The organism is Kitasatospora sp. NPDC056327 (assembly GCF_042261735.1).
Taxonomy (GTDB): domain Bacteria; phylum Actinomycetota; class Actinomycetes; order Streptomycetales; family Streptomycetaceae; genus Kitasatospora.
On sequence record NZ_JBHJRC010000153.1, the window covers coordinates 1 to 18,958 of the forward strand.

General features: G+C 73.8%; 16 protein-coding genes. 3 read left to right on the plus strand and 13 right to left on the minus strand.

Annotation, left to right across the window (positions count from 1 at the left end; all coding sequences use genetic code 11):
• Positions 1 to 78: 78 nt before the first annotated feature.
• From ACFCX4_RS21785 to ACFCX4_RS21845, 13 genes are all read right to left on the minus strand, one after another.
• Positions 79 to 669 (minus strand): NADPH-dependent F420 reductase, encoded by a 591-nt coding sequence (locus ACFCX4_RS21785; protein WP_376144855.1) that lies wholly within the window; start codon positions 667 to 669, stop codon positions 79 to 81.
• 114 nt (positions 670 to 783) lie between these two features.
• Positions 784 to 1,752, minus strand: coding sequence for a Gfo/Idh/MocA family protein (locus ACFCX4_RS21790; protein ID WP_376144857.1), 969 nt, complete (start codon positions 1,750 to 1,752; stop codon positions 784 to 786).
• A 7-nt stretch (positions 1,753 to 1,759) separates the two neighbouring features.
• Positions 1,760 to 2,266 (minus strand): flavin reductase family protein, encoded by a 507-nt coding sequence (locus tag ACFCX4_RS21795; protein ID WP_376144859.1) that lies wholly within the window; start codon positions 2,264 to 2,266, stop codon positions 1,760 to 1,762.
• A gap of 6 nt (positions 2,267 to 2,272) precedes the next feature.
• Complete coding sequence (locus tag ACFCX4_RS21800; RefSeq protein WP_376144861.1) at positions 2,273 to 3,877, minus strand: trehalose-6-phosphate synthase; 1,605 nt, start codon at positions 3,875 to 3,877, stop codon at positions 2,273 to 2,275.
• A 106-nt stretch (positions 3,878 to 3,983) separates the two neighbouring features.
• Positions 3,984 to 5,042 carry a zinc-binding dehydrogenase gene (locus tag ACFCX4_RS21805; protein ID WP_376144863.1) on the minus strand — a complete coding sequence of 353 codons (1,059 nt, stop codon included), beginning with the start codon at positions 5,040 to 5,042 and terminating at the stop codon, positions 3,984 to 3,986.
• 52 nt (positions 5,043 to 5,094) lie between these two features.
• Complete coding sequence (locus ACFCX4_RS21810) at positions 5,095 to 6,294, minus strand: acyl-CoA dehydrogenase family protein (RefSeq protein ID WP_376144865.1); 1,200 nt, start codon at positions 6,292 to 6,294, stop codon at positions 5,095 to 5,097.
• Positions 6,295 to 6,478: 184 nt separating this feature from the next.
• Positions 6,479 to 7,492, minus strand: coding sequence for a ParB/RepB/Spo0J family partition protein (locus ACFCX4_RS21815; RefSeq protein ID WP_376144867.1), 1,014 nt, complete (start codon positions 7,490 to 7,492; stop codon positions 6,479 to 6,481).
• Between the two features lie 23 nt (positions 7,493 to 7,515).
• Entirely contained in the window at positions 7,516 to 8,676 is a 1,161-nt protein-coding gene (locus tag ACFCX4_RS21820; RefSeq protein ID WP_376144869.1) for an IS701 family transposase, read from the minus strand.
• A 598-nt stretch (positions 8,677 to 9,274) separates the two neighbouring features.
• A complete protein-coding gene (locus ACFCX4_RS21825) occupies positions 9,275 to 10,219 on the minus strand; it encodes an aldo/keto reductase (protein WP_376144871.1) in 945 nt (314 codons plus the stop codon).
• Positions 10,220 to 10,413: 194 nt separating this feature from the next.
• Entirely contained in the window at positions 10,414 to 11,661 is a 1,248-nt protein-coding gene (locus tag ACFCX4_RS21830) for an MFS transporter (protein ID WP_376144872.1), read from the minus strand.
• Between the two features lie 79 nt (positions 11,662 to 11,740).
• On the minus strand, positions 11,741 to 12,541 hold the full coding sequence (locus ACFCX4_RS21835; protein ID WP_376144874.1) for a carboxymuconolactone decarboxylase family protein: 801 nt from the start codon (positions 12,539 to 12,541) through the stop codon (positions 11,741 to 11,743).
• A 202-nt stretch (positions 12,542 to 12,743) separates the two neighbouring features.
• A complete protein-coding gene (locus ACFCX4_RS21840; RefSeq protein ID WP_376144876.1) occupies positions 12,744 to 13,235 on the minus strand; it encodes a MarR family winged helix-turn-helix transcriptional regulator in 492 nt (163 codons plus the stop codon).
• A gap of 180 nt (positions 13,236 to 13,415) precedes the next feature.
• Positions 13,416 to 14,417, minus strand: coding sequence for a LacI family DNA-binding transcriptional regulator (locus ACFCX4_RS21845; protein WP_376144878.1), 1,002 nt, complete (start codon positions 14,415 to 14,417; stop codon positions 13,416 to 13,418).
• 155 nt (positions 14,418 to 14,572) lie between these two features.
• On the opposite strand from ACFCX4_RS21845, the gene ACFCX4_RS21850 reads away from it, so the two are divergent.
• The 3 genes from ACFCX4_RS21850 to ACFCX4_RS21860 all read left to right on the plus strand — a co-directional run bounded on the left by ACFCX4_RS21850 (position 14,573) and on the right by ACFCX4_RS21860 (position 18,850).
• Positions 14,573 to 16,309, plus strand: coding sequence for an amidase (locus ACFCX4_RS21850; protein WP_376144880.1), 1,737 nt, complete (start codon positions 14,573 to 14,575; stop codon positions 16,307 to 16,309).
• A gap of 199 nt (positions 16,310 to 16,508) precedes the next feature.
• Complete coding sequence (locus ACFCX4_RS21855; RefSeq protein WP_376144882.1) at positions 16,509 to 17,348, plus strand: oxidoreductase; 840 nt, start codon at positions 16,509 to 16,511, stop codon at positions 17,346 to 17,348.
• A gap of 161 nt (positions 17,349 to 17,509) precedes the next feature.
• Positions 17,510 to 18,850: a PP2C family protein-serine/threonine phosphatase gene (locus ACFCX4_RS21860; protein ID WP_376144884.1), complete on the plus strand. Its 1,341-nt coding sequence runs from the start codon at positions 17,510 to 17,512 to the stop codon at positions 18,848 to 18,850.
• Positions 18,851 to 18,958 lie beyond the last annotated feature (108 nt).

Here is an 18,958-nt window from a genome sequence, read left to right on the forward strand (position 1 = left end):
CGCCTGGCGACCGAGCCGTTCCCGGGAAGCGCCTGCCGGGTCCTCCCGTGGCGGACCCGGTCGGCGGTTCCGGGCGTCTCAGCCGCGGACGAGGGTGAGGCCGATGCCGGTGCCCTGGCCCTGCACGAAGGCCAGCTGGATCAGCAGCTCGATCGTGGGCTCGATGTAGCGGGCGTTGGCCAGCGGGCCGGCGTCGACCGCGTCGAAGCCGAGCTCGGTGGCCAGCTCCAGGGCGGTCTTCTTGGCGTCCTCGTCGTCGCCGGCGATCGGGAGGAAGAGCTTGGCACCGTTCACGGCACCGGTCGCCAGGTGGTTGGCGAACACGCTGTTGAAGGCCTTGGCGACCTTGGCGCCCGGCAGCGCCTTGGCGACCTCCTCGCCGCCCGAGGTGGTGTGACCGACGGTCAGCGACACGTAGTCGGGGGCCAGCGGGTTGGTGGCGTCGATGACGACCTTGCCGGACAGGGCCGACTTGATCGCGGGGTCGAGACCGGCGACCGCGGCGAACGGCACGGCCAGCACCACCACGTCGGCGGCAGCGGCGTCCCGGGCGACCTCGGCCGCGGCGACGGCGCTGTTCACCGCGGTGACCTCGTGGCCCGCGGCGGCGAACCGACCCTCCAGCGCGCCACCGACGTTGCCCTTGCCAATGACGAGGATCTTCGACATGTGCGGTTTCCCCTTTGGGAGTTGCGGATACTGCTTCGAATTCGAAGCGCTGCTCCGACTATAGACATCCTTCCAATTCGAAGCAACACCCGGAGCCGCCGCGACACACGGCGTTCACCCGGCCAGCGCCGCCACCTCGTCCAGCGCCCTCGCACAGGCGGTGAGGTCCGCCGGCGTGGGCGCCGTCCAGGCCGCACGGTCACCGCGCAGTCCGGCCAGGAAGGCCACCAGGGCGTCCCCGGCCGCGGGCGGGCGGTACGCCTCCACGGCGGTCCGGCCGTCCGCCGCGAGCAGCACCGCGCCGCCGTCGACCGCGACCGAGCCCTCCGTGCCGTCGAAGCGCAGTCGCAGCCCGCCCGGCCGGGTCGTCCAGTCCGCCCGTACGGTGACCGGCACACCGGCCCAGTCGAGCAGCGCCGTGCCGCCGGCGTCCACGGCGAGCCCCGGCCGGCGGCGCAGCACCGCGCCGCGCACCGCGAACGGCGCGTCCGGGCGCAGCCAGCGGAGCAGGTCGAGCAGATGGATCCCGAGGTCCGCGAAGGCCCCGGTGCCGCCGTGCTCCGGGCGCGTCATCCAGCCGGTCCGGCCGGCGAAGATCCCGTCCGGGAGCCCGGGGTGACAGAAGGCCAGCCCGGCGCCGGTCGGTTCGCCGATGCGGCCCTCCGCAAGGAGGGTCCGGAGCCGGCGCAGCGCGGGGGCGCAGCGCAGGAACATCGCGGTGGCCACCGGCACGGACGCCGGAGCCCGGCCGATCTCCTCGATCAGCCGGGCGGTCCGTGCGGCGTCCGCCGCCAGGGGCTTCTCCACGAGCGCCGGCACCCCGGCGGCCAGCGTCTCGCGGAGCAGTTCGCCGTGCCGGGCCGTGGTGGAGCAGATCACGGCCGCGTCGGCGCCGGTCAGCGCGGCCCGGGCGGTCGGCGCCCACCGGACACCGGGCAGGTCCGCCCGCCACGGGGGCGGGTCGGGCAGGACGGCCGCCGGGCCACCGTCCGCCCGGAGCACCGCGAGGTGGTCGGCGAGGTGGATGTGCGCGGTGCCCAGGACGGCGACCCTCGGCCGGGACCGGTCCGGCGCGGCGGACACCGGTGCCTCACCGGGCGGCGGCGCGCTCGGCCGCGTGCGGCGCGACCAGGCCCAGGAAGGAGCGGTCGCAGTAGACCAGCGGGCTGCGGTCGCCGACGTGGACGGCCTCCACCCGGCCGACGAGGATGGAGTGGTCACCGCCGTCGAGCACCTGGTGGAGCGTGCAGGCCACCCGGGCGGCGGCCTCCGGGATGCCGGGCAGCCCGAGCTCCAGCGGTTCGACTCCCCCGGCCGCGAACCGGTCGACGCCGGAGGTGGCGAACCGCCGGGCCAGTCCGGCCTGTTCCTCGGCCAGGATGTTGATCATGAACCGCTCGGCGGAGACGAACGCCCGGTGGGTGCTGGCCCCCTTGTCGAGGCAGATGAGCACCAGCGGCGGGCTCAGCGACAGGGAGCTGAACGAGCTGCCGGTGAACCCCCAGCGCCGTCCCTCCGCGTCGACCGTGGTGGCCACCGCCACCGGCCCGGGCACCCGGGCCATCGCCTGTGTGAATTCGTCGAGTTCCATGGACATGGCGGATCACTCGTTCCTTCGGATCGTTCGCTCCGACCGGTGGTCGGACCGCTGGTCGGGGTCGTTCGGGTCGTCCGCCCGTCGCGGGCCCGGCAGCTCCGCGGAGGCCGTCCCGGGTGCGGGGCCGTGGCCGTCCTCGCCGCCCCGCCGGGCGGCCGTGCGCGGCCGGTCGTCGTCGGCGCGGGCCAGTGCCGCCAGGAAGGTGCGCGCCCAGTGGTCCACGTCGTGGGCCAGCACGTGGGCGCGCTGCTCGGCCATCCGGCGCCGGCCCTCCTCGGCGGGCTGGTCGAGGGCCGCCTCGACGGCGTCCTTGAGGCCCTCCAGATGGTGCGGGTTGACCAGGTGGGCGCCGGTCAGTTCGGCGGCGGCGCCGGCGAACTCGCTGAGCACCAGGGCGCCGCCGAGGTCGTGCCGGCTGGCCACGTACTCCTTGCAGACCAGGTTCATGCCGTCGCGCAGCGACGTCACCAGCATCACGTCGGCCGCCTGGTAGAGCGCGGTGAGTTCGGCCGGGCCGACCGAGGTGTGCAGGTAGTGCACGGCCGGGCGGCCCACCCGGCCGAACTCGCCGTTGATCCGGCCGACCGTCCGCTCGATCTCCTCGCGCAGCCGGCGGTAGTGGTCCACCCGTTCCCGGCTCGGGGTGGCGATCTGCACCATGGTCACCTCCCCCGGGCTGATCCGTCCCTCCGCCAGCAGCTCGTGGAAGGCCCGCAGCCTGAGGTCGATGCCCTTGGTGTAGTCGAGCCGGTCGACGCCCAGCACGACGCGGCGGGGGTTGCCGAGCGCGGCCCGGAGCTCGGCCGCGCGCTCCCGGACGGCGCCGGTGCGGGCGAGCCGGTCGATCGCGCCGGCGTCGACCGAGATCGGGAACGCGCCGACCCGGACCTCGCGGCCCGTCGGGCCGTCCGGGCCGGCCGGGCCCAGGACTCCGGGCGCCGTCTCCCGGGCGCCGGCCAGCCTCCCCGCCAGCCAGCGGAAGTTCGTTGCGCCGCCGGGCCGCTGGAAGCCGATCAGATCGGCGCCGAGCAGCCCGTCGACGATCTCCCGGCGCCACGGCAGCTGCAGGAACAGCTCGATGGGCGGGAACGGGATGTGCAGGAAGAAGCCGATCCGCAGGTCCGGACGGAGCTCGCGGAGCATCGCGGGCACCAGCTGGAGCTGGTAGTCCTGGATCCAGACGGTCGCCCCCGGGGCGCTCGCCGCGGCGGCGGCCTCGGCGAACTTCCGGTTCACCCGCACATGGGAGTCCCACCAGCGGCGGTGGTAGGCCGGCGGCACCACCACGTCGTGGTACAGCGGCCAGAGCGTGGCGTTCGAGAAGCCCTCGTAGTGGTCGCGGAACTCGGCGGAGCTCAGTGGGACCGGGTGCAGCCGCAGGCCACCGTCGGTGAACGGCTCCACGGTCGCGTCCGGGACGCCGGGCCAGCCCACCCAGACGCCGCGGCGGGCCCGCAGGAACGGTTCCAGCGCGCTCACCAGCCCGCCCGGGCTTCGCTTCCAGCGCTCGGTGCCGTCGGCGGCCCGGTCGAGCACGGCCGGCAGCCGGTTGGCCACGATGACGAAGTCGGAGCTCCCGGCGCGGGCCGGTCGCGTGGTCGGATCGTTCAACGCAGGTTCCTCGTTTCGGTCGCCCGGCGCGGGCCACCGGAGTCGGCGGTGGACTCCCGTGGCCCGTACCGGCGTTCGGCCGATCCGGCGGTCCGGAGCGGTCCGGCTAGGCCGCGCGGAAGTCGACGATCGTCTTGAGGTCGGTGGTGTTCCGGTAGTTCTCGAAGATCCCGATCAGACCGTTGTAGTCCTCGAAGCTGTGCACGGTGGAGAGCAGCCTCCGGCCGTCGACGATCCCCGAGCGCAGCATCTGCATGGCGGCCTGGATGACGTTGGCCGAGTGGTGCATCGGGAAGGCGCTGACGTCGAACGGCGAGGCGACGATGTTGATGCCCTTGGCGAGCATCAGCCAGGTGTCGAACTTCTGCATCTCCTGGGAGGCGCCGTAGAGCACGTACTTGCCCTTGGGCTTCAGCTTGCGCATCGCCACCCGCCGCGGGTCCTTCTGCTCGTCCTCGACCTTGACGGTGGGCAGGGCGTCGAAGACGTAGTCGAAGGTGTTCTCCGGCACCTCCTCGATCAGCTCGTCCGGCAGGTAGGCCCGCTCGGTGAAGTGCTCGACGGCGTGCGCGTTGCGCTCGGGGTTGGCGTCCACCGAGACCACCGAGTTGGGTGCGAACAGCCGCTTGATCACGCTGCCGGCGATGATGCCGATCGGGCCGGTGCCCATGATCAGGACCCGGTCCCCGATCCTCGGCGGGTTGGCCAGGATCGAGCGCAGCGCGCCGGTGACCGGCTCGATGAAGGAGGCCTGGAGGTCGTCCAGGTCGTCCGGGATCTTCACGGCGGCGGCCCGGTGGTCGTCGGAGAAGTTGCGGTCCGCCCAGAAGACGTCCTCCTTCACCTCGCCGGAGAAGATCGGCCGGAGCGTGCGGTACTCGGCGAAGCCGCCGAAGTCGGTCTGGCCCCAGTAGACGATCCGGTCCCCGACCGCGATGTCCGGGTGGTCGAACGCGGCGCCGACCTCGACCACCTCGCCGAGGTACTCGTGGCCCAGCACGACCGGGTACTCGGAGGGGAACAGGTGACCCTCGAAGAAGGAGATGTCGGTCGAGCAGATGGAGACGCACCGGGTCTTGAGCAGCAGGCCGTCGACCGGGACCCGCGGCTTCTCCAGCTCGGCCAGGATCGTCTTGCGGGGGGCGATGAGCTGCAAGGCCTTCATGGTGTGCATGGAATTCCCTTCCTGCGGTTCGAAAGAGCTGGTGTACGAATTCCTAGCGGCGGACACTGAGGCCCCCGCCGAGCAGGTACTGGCCGGCCATCTCGATGTTCGTGGGCGACACCGTGATGTGCTTCTCGGCCGAATGCATGTCGCGGAAATACCGTTCCAGCGGATTGTCCGCGTATATCGAACTTGAGCCGGCCAGCCGGAACAGCAGGTCGACGGCGGCCGAGGAGTTCTCGGCGACGGTGGCGGCGGAGAGCCTGAGCGTCGCGCTCAGCGCGTCACCGCCGTCCCGGCCGTGCCGGGACGCGTGCCAGGCCGCGTCCTCCAGCAGCAGCCGGGCCGAGCGCACCAGGATCTCCGCCCGGCCCACCCGCTCCTGGACGACGTGGCCCGCGGCCAGCGTGCTCAGCCCCAGCGCGGGGGTCTTGCCGCCGGCGAAGGCCTTGAAGGCGGCCAGCGCCCCCTGGGCGATGCCCAGTGCGGTCGCCGCCGTGCCGAAGAGGCCCCAGTCGTAGTAGCTGACGGCGTGGGCGCGCGACGGCCGGGCGGGCGGGGCGGCGACCATCGCCGCCATGTCCACCGCGTACGCGTCGGCGACGAAGACGTCCTCGACCAGGTAGTCCTCGCTCCCGGTGCCGCGCAGGCCCAGGGTGTACCAGGTGTCGAGCATCCTGACCCGCTCGCGCGGCACGAAGAGCATCCTGATGTCCGGAGCGCCGGACGGCCCCCTGCGCGGCTGCCCGTCCTCGGTGACGACCGCCGCGCTGACGAACCAGGCGGCGTGCGCCGACCCGCTCGCGAAGCCCCAGCGCCCGTTCAGCCGGTAGCCGCCCGGAACCGCCTCGGCCCGGCCGGTCGGGTTGACCGACCCGATCACCAGCGCCGGCTGGTCCCGGAACAGCTCCCGGGAGACCGCCTCCGGCAGGTAGTCGGAGAACCGGGCGATCGCCGCCTGGACACCCATCTGCCAGGCCACCGAGGCGTCCACCCGGGCCAGTGCCGTCAGCACCGCGCCGGCGGTCCGCAGCTCCACCCGGGCGCCGCCGAACTCCTCCGACACCACCATGCGGTGGATTCCGGCGGCGGCCAGCGCCTCGAACACCGGCACCGGCATCCGCCGCTCGCGCTCCGCCTCGTCGCGGAACTTCTCGATCACCGGGGTTATTCCGGCGACCTTCTCCAACCATTCCCGGGCCTCCGCCGATATCGGGACCCGATTGATCAGCTCCGGCTGATCCGTATTCATGCTCACCACCCGACCTCCTCCGTTCCGCACCAAACATAGGACGGCCGGGGCCCTGTGCAACAACGCCGGGACAGGGATTTCCACGACATTCGGAAAAGGCGTCGGCCGGATACCCGGCGGGTATCCGGCCGACGCCTTTTGACGCGGTCCTTTCAATTGTCGGCGGAGTTCTCCCCGCCCGGGGTCACGCCGGCCTGGAGTCCCCCCGGTCGGCCAGCTCCAGCTCCCGCGCGAAGCGGTCCCAGACCGCCACGCAGTCGCGCACCGCGGCGGCCAGGGTGCCGCGGCGGTACGGGGGGATGCCCCGGATCACCCGGTCCCCCTCCGCGTCCGCCAGCGCCCGGTTGTCGAGCAGCCGCAGCACCAGGCGCCCCGCCTCGGTGAAGCGCAGCGAGGGATCCCGGCGCAGCGCCAGCAGGGCGTCGCCGCGCGGGCCGTCCGGGGGCGGGGCGCCGTCGTCCGGCCCGGCCCGGCGCTGCCGGGGCACCAGCGGGCTCGGCGGCGCGGCACCCCCGGCGGCGTCGTCCGGGGCGGCGGGCCGGCCGGCCCGCCCCGCCGGCACGGGGCTCTCGCCCTGCCGCAGCCGCTCCCGGACGTTGCGCGCGGTGCCGGTCGAGATCCCGACCGCGGAGGCGATCTGACGCAGTGACGCGTCCGGGTGCGCCTGGATGAACGCGGCCGCCCGCCGGCGCCCCGCCGTGCCGTCCACCGGCCGGACCCGGCCGTCCAGCCCGATCCTGGTGTGTAACTGTGGAATGTCCCCAGTTGCACGTTGGCGGATCTCCGCGACGGTCTTCACCGACAGCCCGGCGGCGACCGAGATGGCCCGGTCCGACCAGTCCGGGTGCGAGGTCATGATCCGCCGCGCGGCCGCCGACCGTTCCCCCCGCGAGAGCTGGAGGCCGTGCCGGACGTTCGACTGCACGGCGAGGACGAAGGCCTCGGCGTCCGTTCCCTCGAAGAACAGGACCTCGATCTCCGAACGCCCCAGCAGCTCGGCCGCGCGCAGCCGGTGCATGCCGTCGATGACCCGCATGGTGGAACGGTGGGCGACGATCGGCGGCAGCCCGCGGGCCGTCATCAGCTTGCGGACGTGCTGCGGATCCACCTCCCCCGCCCGCGGCGAGTCGGCGGGCCGCAGGGCGCTGATCGCCACGGTGGCCACGACGGTGGACGGTCTCTTCGCGTACTCGGTCATTTCTGTGCTCCCCCGTTCGTCGGTCATGCGTACTGCCGCCCCGCGTCGAACCAGCGGGCCGCCCGGCCCCGGCCGCCCGGATCCAGCAGGTTCCGGTACAGGTAGGCCGCCGAGACCATGGTCATGTGGTGGTGCCACCCCGGATACGAGCGTCCCTCGAAGTCGTTGACGCCGTAGTCGAGTTCGAGTTCCCGCAGGACGCGGTCGGCCCGCCCCTGGTGCCGGGCCAGTGCCAGCACCTCGGCGGCCGGCCGGTCGAGGATGCCGGTGATCCAGTAGCGGCCGCGGCCGGCCGGCGTCCGCCGGCTGAGCAGCCGGTAGGTCCGCTCGGCCGTGACCCCGAGGTCGGCGCCGGGCAGCCGGACCGCCGCGGACACGGTGGCACCGGGGTGCCGCGGGTCCGGGTCGCAGACCGCGGCGGCGGTGGAGACGCCCTTCGGCTGCGGTGCGCTGCCGACGGCACGCGGCCGCGCGGTCGGCAGCACCGGCTGGGTGGGTGCCACCTCGACCACGAACTCGACCCCCCGCAGGCCGAGTTCGAGGGCCAGGCGGCTGATGTTGGTGGCCGTCCGGAGGTCCGCCACCAGCGGGAGGCTGCTCCCGGGGAAGCGTCCGAGCATGACGTCCACCAGCTCCAGCACGTTCATGCACAGCGGCTGCGGGCCCACCGAGGCGGGAATCCTGGCCCGCCGGCGGTTCTCGGCGCCGTCCCAGCTCTCGTCCAGGAAGAGGGTCCAGTCCACCGGGATGCTCTCCTCCTCCGAGGAGAGGAAGAGCCCCGCCGCCACCTGGCAGTTGACGGCCCGGCCGAGCTGCGGCAGGAACCGCCGGTGGACGCCCACCGAGTGGGCACCGCGCTTCGGGATGCTCAGGATGCCCGCCGTCCACGCCCGGACCGGCATCCGGCGGTCCGCCACGACCGCCAGCTTGTCCCGGGCCGGCATCCAGTCCCACGGGCTGGAGTTGATGAATTGCTGGAGCCCGTACGTGGCGTTGGTGACCGACGGAATGACCCGGGCCATTTCCCGCAGCGACTTCTTGCCGTCGACACTGAGCAGCCCGGTCAGATAGGCACAGGCCCATCGACGCTGGTCAGCACGGTGCAGGTGGCTGAACGCCTCTTCGGCCAGACCGGCCGGCGAGTCGCCATTGATTGTTCTCGCGCCTGTTTCGATCGCCTGCAAGTTGATGATCCCCCCATGATCCCCCACGCCGCCGTACCGGTGGCGCGCTTGATCGGAATATCCCTCGTCAAGGATTCGCCGTGCCAGAACCAGGTGAACAATAGGACGACCGGGCCCACCCGGAGGTTCCGGTCCCCGGCCCCGATCCGGCCGGAATCGCCCCCGGTGAAACGGGCCGGTCCGGGGCGGGGCGGAGTCCGGGCCGGGGGGCGCGCCCCGGCGGGATCCACGGCGATCGCGGCCGGACCGGACGGATCGCCCGCACGCCGGAGGGGAGTCCCTCGGCGAAACATTAGCGAAGCTTTGCGATGTACCGGTCGAATCCATGAAATGCTATTAAGATCTACTGTCGACAATAGTGGCCGTGCGGCCGGTCCGCACGCCACCATTGCCCACGCCGAACGACTTTGGCAGTTTTACTCCGCAGCGTATCGGCGCGATCACCCCGCCCGGCGCGGGGCCGCCGGATTCATTTCAGCAGCCCCCCGGCAATGACCGGACCGCGGGAATAAACGGAACGGACCCGCCGCTTTCCGCCGGCGGGTCCGTTCCGAACTCCGGGAATGCCACCGCACGGGGGCGGTGGGCGGAGAAGTGCTCAGGCCGAGGCCGCGGTGAGGGCCGCGATCTCGTCCCCGGTCAGGGTGAGGCCCGGGAAGGCCAGCAGCGCGGGCAGCTGCTGCAGGGTCCGCGCACTGGCGATCGGCCCGACCACCGTGGGCTGCGCCGCCAGCCAGGCCAGCGCCACGGTGGCCGGCTCCGCGCGGTGCGCGGCCGCGACCCTCACCAGCTCGGCGAGCACCCGCTCGCCGCGTGGCGTGCCGACGTACCCCGCCACCCGGGAGGCCCGCGCGCTGTCCACCGCGCCGCCCGGCCGGTGCTTGCCCGTCAGGAAGCCGGAGGCGAGCGAGAAGTACGGCAGCACACCGAGGCCGTGCCGCTCGGCCAGGGTCTGCAGCGGACCCTCGTAGGTCTCCCGGGAGACCAGGTTGTAGTGCGGCTGCAGCGCGACGTAGCGCGCCAGCCCCTCCCGCTCGGAGAACCGCAGCGAGGCCTCAAGCCGCTCCGGGGTGATGTTGGAGGCGGCGATCTGGCGAACCTTGCCCTCTTTCACCAGCCCGTCGAGCGCGGTGATGATGTCCTCGACCGGGACGGACGGGTCGTCGAAGTGCGTGTAGTAGAGGTCGATCCGGTCGGTGCGCAGCCGGCGCAGGGACGCCTCGGCGGCGGCCCTGATGTTCGCCGGCGCGAGCCCGCGGTACTGCGGGTGGTTGCTCACCTTGGTGGCGACCACCACGGAGTCCCGGTTGCCGCGGGCGGCCAGCCAGTTGCCGATGATGACCTCGGACTCGCCGCCCTGGTTGCCGGGCACCCACATCGAGTAGCTGTCCGCGGTGTCGACGAAGTTGCCGCCGGCGGCGGCGTAGGCGTCGAGGACCGCGAACGAGGTCGGCTCGTCGGCGGACCAGCCGAAGACGTTGCCGCCGAGGTTGAGCGGGAAGACCTCCAGGTCGGAGGTGCCGATCTTGCGGAGTACGGTCATGGGGTCAACTGCCTTTGCTTGTCACGTGGTTGCTTCGTCGTACGGAGGTCCGTCCGCCGGCCGCCCGCGGACCGCGCGGGGCGGTGCGCGGGCGGCCGGCGGACGGCGGTTCGGCCGGGCCGTCAGGTCGGGCCGTCCGGTCGGGCCGTCCGGTCGGGCGGGCGGCCCGGCCGGTGGTGCGGTCGGTGGTCCGGTCAGCGGTTGGCGGCCGGTTGCGCGGCGACCTCGCCGGCCCCGGCGGCGACGGGTCCGGCCTGGCCGGGCGGCCCGTCGGCGGGCAGCGGGGCCCCGCCGGTGCCCGACCGCCGTTCCAGACCGCTGGAGAGCAGTGCGAGCAGCAGCGCCGAGCCGGCCAGCCCGGCACCGACCCAGTTCGCCGAGGTGTAGGAGTGGCCCGCGTCGATGACCAGGCCGCCGAGCCAGGCCGCCAGCGCGTTGCCCAGGTTGAACGCCCCGATGTTGACGGCCGAGGCCAGCGTCGGCGCCCCCGAGGCCTGGTCCAGGACGCGCTTCTGCAGCGGCGGGACGGTCGCGAAGCCGAGCGCGCCGATCAGGGCGAGGGTGACCGCCGCCGCGATCTTGTTGTGCGCGGTCGCCGTGAACACCGCGAGCACCAGGGCGAGCGAACCGAGCGAGGCGTACAGCATCCGCATCAGCGACTTGTCGGCGAACCGGCCGCCGACCAGGTTCCCGCCGACCATGCCGAGGCCGAAGAGCACCAGGAGCCAGGTCAGCGCCGAGTCGGAGTAGCCCGTCACCTCGGTCATCATCGGCGTGATGTAGGTGACCGCGGCGAAGACACCGCCGAAGCCCAGCACGGTCATCCCCATCGCCAGCAGCACCTGGACGTTGCCGAAGGCGGCCAGCTCGTGCCTGACCCGCACGCCCTCCGGCCGCTCCAGCTCGGGGACGAGCCTGGCGACGCCGAGCAGGCCGACCACGCCGAGCCCGGCGACCACGAAGAAGGTGACCCGCCACCCCAGGTGCTGGCCGACCAGCGTGCCGAGCGGCACGCCGAGCACGTTCGCCACGGTCAGGCCGGTGAACATGGTGGCCAGCGCCCGGGCCTGCTTCTCCGGTGCGACCAGGCTCGACGCCACCACCGCGCCGATGCCGAAGAACGCGCCGTGCGCGAGGGAGGCCACCACCCGCCCGGCGAGCATCACCCCGAAGACGGGCGCGGCGGCGGACAGCGCGTTGCCCACGATGAACAGGCCCATCAGCAGCATCAGCATCCGCTTCCTGGGCACCCGGGTGCCCAGGATCGTCATCAGCGGGGCGCCCAGGAAGACGCCGACGGCGTAGCCGCTGACCAGGTAGCCGGCCGTCGGGATCGACACGCCGAACTGGTCGGCGACGTCCGGCAGGAGTCCCATGATGACGAATTCCGTGGTGCCGATCCCGAACGCCCCGATGGCGAGGGCGAATAACGCTAGAGGCATGGGGGTTCACCTTCCAGGGTGCTTGCTTCGGTTTTCCTTGACCACTACGGGGGGCCTTTTCCGTTCAGGCGCCGCCCGGTCAGAGCCTGATGTCCTTGTCCGCGAACACCTCGCGCAGCGCCGCGAGGGAATTCAGGGTGCGCGGGAATCCCACGAACGGCGAGGCCTGGAGCAGCACCTCGACCAGCTGCCGCGGCGTCAGCCCCTGCCGCAGGGCGATGTTCAGGTGCGTCTTCTGCTGCTTGAAGGTGTCGCCGTAGGCGATCATCGCGCCCAGCGTGACGAGCTGCCGCTGCGGGTAGTCCAGGCCGGGCCGCGGGTAGACCTCGCCCCAGGCGTACTCGACGATGACCTTCCCGAGGTCGGGGGCGATGTCGTTCAGCGCGTCGATGACCGCGAACCCGTGGTCGCCGGCCACCTCCCGCAGCACGTCGGAGCCCCGGGCGTAGCGCTCGTCCTCCGCGCCCGGCGCCACCTCGTGCGGCTCGGCCTCGACGCCCAGCCCGGCGAAGACGGCGCGGGCGGCCTCCACCGCGTTCAGCGCGCGCGGGAAGCCCACCACGAGTTCCAGGTGGGTCAGCGCCTCGACCACCTGGGCCGGGGTCAGGCCGACGTGCAGCGAGTTGGCGATCTCGAAGCCCAGCTGCGTCCTGGTGTCGCCGAGCGCGGTGAGGGCGCCGAGCTTCACCAGCTGCCGCTGGCGGAGGTCCAGTCCGGGGCGGGAGTTGATCTCGCCGTAGGCGAATTCGACCAGGTACCGGCCGAGGTCCGGAGCGGTTTCCCGGAGCCGCTCGGCGACCGCCACCGCCCGGTCCCCGCCCAATTCCGTCAACTGCGCCGTGCCGCGGGCAAAACGCGTGCTGTGCCGTTCGGTGCTCATCACGGATCTCCTTCTGTCGCGACACCTCCGTCGGCGTCCTGTTCGGACACTACAACCGGGTGCGCGGCGCTCCGCATGGCTTCTGGGACGATTCAGGAATACTTTGGGAAGTCGTCTTTCCGGGCAGCCGGACCGGGCGGCGCCGAATTGTTCCGGGCCGCTTTCCGGTGTCGGGACGGCACTTCGCGGTGCCGGCCGCCGGTTATTTCTGCGGGGTGTTTCCGTAACAGAGTCCGGAGATTCCGCGCAGGTGTTTGCGCGTCACCGCCATGATGTCGGCCAGCTGGTCGACCTGTTCCTCGCTGAGGACGTCCACGAAGCCGTCCCGCACGGTCCTCAGGTGTCCCGGTGCCGCGCGCTCCAGCAGCGCCAGTCCGGCGTCGGTGAGGATCGCGAAGACACCGCGCTCGTCGCTGACGTCGGTCTCCCGCTTCAGGAGACCCGCCTTCTCCAGCTGGCTCACCTGGTAGGTGAGCCCGCTGCGGGAGCAGACCATGAGGTCCGCCAGTTCGGTCATCCGGCGGCGCCGGCCCGGGCTCTCGTCGAGCCGGGTGAGGATCTCGTACTGGACCTGAGTGACCCCGCCGTCCTCGCGCAACTGGCGGTCCACCAGCCTGGAGAGCAGCTCGTACGTCTCCAGGAATCCCGTCCAGGCCTGCATCTCGGCGTCGTTCAGCCAGCGAGGTTCACTCATGGGACCACAGTACACCGATCCGCTTCGAATTCGAAGCACCGATCCGCGGCCGCCCCGGCCCGCCCCGCCACCCGTCCGCACACCGGTTCGGCTGGGGCACAAGGGTTCTGACGGCCGGTCGGTTCGGCGGCCGCCGACCGGGCAGGGCACGGTCGGCGGCGGGAGGCGGGGGGTCGGAGGTCAGGGCCGGCCCGCGGTCGACGCCCGGAGGTTCAGCTCCCACGCGTGGCGGCGGACGACACCGGGTTCCGCCGCCCCGGCCAGCAGGTCGGCGAGCAGGGCCGCGCACGCGCGCCCGTAGTCGGCGGCCCGCAGGTCGACGGCGGTGACCTGCGGGCTCGAACCGCGCGCCGCCGCGCCGTCCACGCAGGCCGCCACCAGCAGGTCGGTCCCCGTCCGCAGACCCGCCCGCGCCGCGCCCGTCAGGACGCCGGGGACCGCGCCGTCGGGGGCGCACACCACCGCGTCCAGGCCCGGGACGCCCGCGATCAGCTCCGCGGTGGCCGCCTCCGCCTCGGCCGGCGTGGCCGCGAACGGGACCGTCCGGACGGCCACCTCCACGCCCCGGCCCCGGCTCCAGGCCGCGGCGGCCCCGCGCAGGGCGGCGGCCCAGTCCGACCCCGGGCCGGGGGCCAGCAGCGCGGGGCGCCGGGCGCCGCGCCCGGCGAGGTGGTCCAGCAGGGCGGTCAGCGCCCCGGCGTTGTCGCAGACCACCACGCCGCTGGGCTGCGCGCCGCCGCCGAGGTAGCGCTCGCCGGTGACCACCGGCACGCCCGCGTCCAGGAGGGCCGGGATCTCCGGGTCGTCGACCTCGGGGTCGACCACCAGCAGGCCGTCCACCCGGGCGGCGAGTCCGCCGCCGGACGCGGTGCCGGGAGCGAGCAGGACGAGGTCCAGACCGTCCTCCCTGGCCCGCTCGACCGCCCCGAACGCGAGGTTCATGTAGTAGTCCAGGCGGGTGGCGGTGCGCGGCAGGTGCAGGCCGACCGCCCCGGTACTGGACCGGCGCAGACTGCGCGCCGCGCTGTTCGGCCGGTAGCCGAGCTCCCTGGCCACGCCGCGGATGCGCGCGCGGGTCGTCTCGGACACCCGGCCGGAGCCGCCGAGCGCGTTGGAGGCGGTGCTCTTGGAGACTCCGGCCGCCCGGGCCACGTCGATCAGGGTCACGGAGCGGCTGGTCACAGCCCGGAGTCTAGACGCCGCCCCCGCCGGGCTCCCGGCCGAGTCCGGCGCGCGGACCCGCCGTACCTTGCTGGAACGTTCCAGCAGTGTCTAAGGTGCCCCTGCTGGAACGTTCCAGCAGAGGCAGCCCGACCCGACCCCCAGGAGACACCGCGATGACGCGTGGATTCGATGTTGTGGAGACCGGTATCGCCGACCTGCGCGAAGCGCTGGAGAAGGGCGCGACCACCTCGGTCGGGCTGCTCGACGCCTACCTCGCGCGGATCGAGGCCTACGACCGTCCCGGCACCGCCACCGCGCTCAACGCGGTGGTCGTGACGAACCCGCACGCCCGCGCCGAGGCCGAGGCCTCCGACGCCCGCCGGGCCCGCGGCGAGACCCTCGGCCCGCTCGACGGCATCCCCTACACGGCCAAGGACAGCTACCTCGCCGAGGGCCTGACCGCGGCCGCCGGCTCCCCGGCGTTCGAGCACCTCGTCGCCCGGCGCGACGCCTTCGCCGTGGAGCGGCTGCGCGCCGCCGGCGCCGTCCTCATCGGCCTCACCAACATGCCGCCGATGGCCAACGGCGGCATGCAGCGCGGACTCTACGGCCGCGCCGAGAGCCCCTACAGCGCCGACTGGCTCACCAGCGCCTACGGCTCCGGCTCCTCCAACGGCTCGGGCACCGCCACCGCGGCCTCCTTCGGCGCCTTCGGCCTCGGCGAGGAGACCTGGTCCTCCGGCCGGGCGCCCGCCTCCAACAACGCGCTGTGCGCCTACACCCCCAGCCGGGGCGTCATCTCGGTGCGCGGCAACTGGCCGCTCGTCCCGACCATGGACGTCGTGGTCCCGCACACCCGCACCATGGCCGACCTGCTGGAACTCCTCGACGTCGTCGTCGCCGACGACCCGGAGACCCGCGGCGACCTGTGGCGAGCCCAGCCCTGGGTGCCCCTGCCCGCCGCGTCGGCGGTGCGCCCCGCCTCCTACCCCGCGCTCGCCCCCGCCGGCCCGGCCGCGGCCCGCGCCGCGCTCGCCGGCAAGCGCGTCGGCGTCCCCCGGATGTACATCAACGCCGACCCCCTGGCCGGCACCAACCCCGAGGGCGGCATCGGCGGCCAGACCGGCCTGCGCATCGACACCCGCGCCTCGGTGCTCGCCCTGTGGGAGGCGGCCCGCCGCGACCTGGAGGCGGCCGGCGCCGAGGTCGTCGAGGTGGACTTCCCCGTCGTGACCAACTACGAGTCCGACCGCCCCGGCGCGCCCTCCCTCCGCACCCGGGGCCTGGTCGGCCAGGACTTCCTCGCCGTCGAGATCGAGGACCTCTCCGCCTGGGCCTGGGACGACTTCCTGCGCGCCAACGGCGACCCCGCGCTCGACACCCTGACCGAGGTCGACGGGAGCCGCATCTGGCCCGCGGACGACGGCGCCCTCCCCGACCGCTACGCCGGCTTCGACGACACCATCGGCGAGTACCCGCGCTTCGTGCGCGAGCGCCCGTACGCGTCCTTCACCGACATGCCGCACCTGGAGGAGGGCCTGCGCGGGCTGGAGGAGACCCGCCGGATCGACCTGGAGGAGTGGATGGACGAACTGCGCCTGGACGCCGTGGTGTTCCCGACCGTCGCCGACGTCGGCCCGGCGGACATGGACGTCTCCGAGGCGTCCGCAGACCTCGGCTGGCGCAACGGCGTCTGGGTCGCCAACGGCAACCTCGTGCCCCGCCACCTCGGCATCCCGACCGTGACCACCCCGATGGGCACCATGGCCGACATCGGCATGCCGGTCGGCCTGACCTTCGCGGGCCGCGCCTACGACGACAACGCCCTGCTCACCCTCGCCGCCGCCTTCGAGGCGACGGGCGACCGCCGGACGGAGCCGCCCCGCACGCCGCGCCTGCCCTCGGCGTGAGCCGCCGGGCGCGGCGGGAGCGGAGGCGTACTGCTCCGAACGAGCGAGTCGTCCGGACCGCTCCTCCCGTTCCGCCCGGGGCGGGTCCCGGTCCCGTGCCGCGGTCCCGTCTCCCGCTCCCGTGCCGCGGTCAGGTGGCGGGGCCGGCCGCCTACCGTGGAGGCGACGACCCCGCCCCGCCCAGCGATGAGGAACTCCCATGAGCACCCAGACCGCCAGGACCGCCCTCGTGACCGGCGCCTCCTCCGGCATCGGCGAGGCGACCGCCCTCCGGCTGATCGGCCTCGGCTTCACCGTCTACGGGGCGGCCCGCCGCACCGACCGCCTCGACCGGCTCGCCGAACGCGGCCTGCGCCCGCTGGCGATGGACGTCACCGACGACGACTCCATGCGCGGCGGGGTCGAGCGCGTCATCGCCGGGACCGGCCGCATCGACGTCCTGGTCAACAACGCCGGCTACGGCTCGTACGGCGCGCTGGAGGACGTCCCGCTGGAGGAGGCGCGCCGTCAGTTCGACGTGAACGTCTTCGGCGCCGTCCGCCTGACCCAGCTCGTGCTGCCCCACATGCGGGCGCGGCGCAGCGGAACGGTCGTCAACGTCACCTCGATGGGCGGGAGGATCCACACTCCGCTCGGCGGCTGGTACCACGGCACCAAGTTCGCCCTCGAAGCGCTCAGCGACTGCCTGCGGATCGAGGTCCGGCCCTTCGGGATCGACGTCGTCGTCATCGAGCCCGGCGGCATCGCCACCGAGTGGAGCGGCATCGCCGCCGACGGGCTGGAGAAGTCCTCCACCGGCGGCGCCTACGCCGCCCAGGCCCGGGCGGTGGCCGCCGCCATGCGCTCCGAGAGCATGGCGGGGCGCATGTCGCAGCCCGGCGTGATCGCCGACACCATCGGCCGGGCCGTCACGGCGCGCCGGCCCAGGACCCGCTACGCCACCGGGTTCGGCGCGCGCCCGCTGATCGCCCTGCGGCGCCTGCTGCCCGACCGCGCCTTCGACGCCCTGATCTCCCGGACCATGGGCCTTCCCCGCTGACGCCGATCCCTTCCGGGCCGGTGCCGGGGCCCCGGACGACGGCGCACCGGACACCGGAGGCCGGACACCGGACGGACCTCCGGGACGGCACCCCGCGCGTGTGCTCCCGGCCCGGCCGGGCTCGCCTGCGTACCGTTGGCCGGGATGAACGAGACGACGCAGTGAGCCCCGGAGCGGAACCGCCGTCCCCCTCGGACGAGGAGGAACCGCCGGGTCCGGACTCGCCTCCGGACCCCCAACTGGAGGACCTCGCCGCCCGGCTGAGCGCGCTGGCGGGCGCGAGGGACCGGTTCCGGGGCCTGCTGTCGGCGGTGCTGGCGATGGGGGGCGGGCTGGACCTGCCGACCGTGCTGCACCGGATGGTCACCGCCGCGATGGACCTGGTGGGCGCCCGCTACGGCGCGCTCGGCGTCCTCGCCCCCGGCGGGGAGCGCCTGGAGCGGTTCATCACCGCGGGCCTGTCCGTGGAGGAGCACGCCGCGCTCGCCGGGACGGACTTCCCGCGCGGGTTCGGCGTCCTCGGCCACCTGATCCACCACCCGGAGCCGCTGCGGGTGGACGACATCTCCGCCCACCGCGCCTCGGTCGGCTTCCCGCCAGGCCACCCGCCGATGCGCACCCTGCTCGGCGTGGCGGTCGCCGTGCACGGCGAGATCTACGGCGACCTCTACCTCTCCGAGCGACGCGACGGCCGGCCGTTCGACCAGGACGACGAGGACATCGTGCGCGCCCTGGCCGGCGCCGCCGGGATCGCCATCGAGAACGCGCGCCTGTTCGGCGCCGTCCGGGACAGCGCCGAACAGTTCCAGCGGATGCTGCTGCCCACCCTGCCGGACCTCTCGCCGTTCTCGGCGGCGGCCGTCTACCGGACCGCGGCCGAACCGGCCGGCGTCGGCGGGGACTGGTACGACGCCGTCCTGCTGCCCGACCGGTCCTGCGCGGCCGTCATCGGCGACGTGCTCGGGCACGACCTGAAGGCGGCGGCGGCCATGGCCCAGGCCCGCAACATGCTCCGTGCCCTCCTCTACGACCGCGGCTCCCCGCCCAGCACCGTGCTCACCCAGCTCGACCACACCGTGCACGCCATCACCGACCTGCCGGTCACCACGGCGTGCCTGGCACGGATCGAGGCCGGCGACGAGGGCTGGGCCCTGCACTGGAGCACCGCGGGGCACCCGCCGCCGCTGCTCTTGGGCCCCGACGGCCGTGCCGAGTACCTGCACGGCGAGCCGGGCGTCCCGCTCGGCATCGATCCGGCCCTGCGCCGGCCGGACCACCGCCGGGCGCTGTCCGCCGGCTCCACGGTGCTGCTCTTCACCGACGGTCTCGTCGAGCACCCCGGCCACGGCATCGACGAGGGCCTGGCCACGCTGGCGGACCTCGCCGCGGCCAACGCCGGTCTCCCGCTGGAGGATCTGGTCCGCTTCCTCGCCGACCACCACCCCAGCGACGGCCACGACGACCTGGCGCTGCTGGCCGTCCGCCTCCCCGGGCACCCGTGAGGCCGGGGAGGCGGACGGCCCGCCCGCGCCGGCCGGTGACAGCGGGTCGGCGTCGGGGCGGGGCCGGCGGGGCGGCGACGGGGCGGGGAGCCCCCGCGGTGCGAGGGG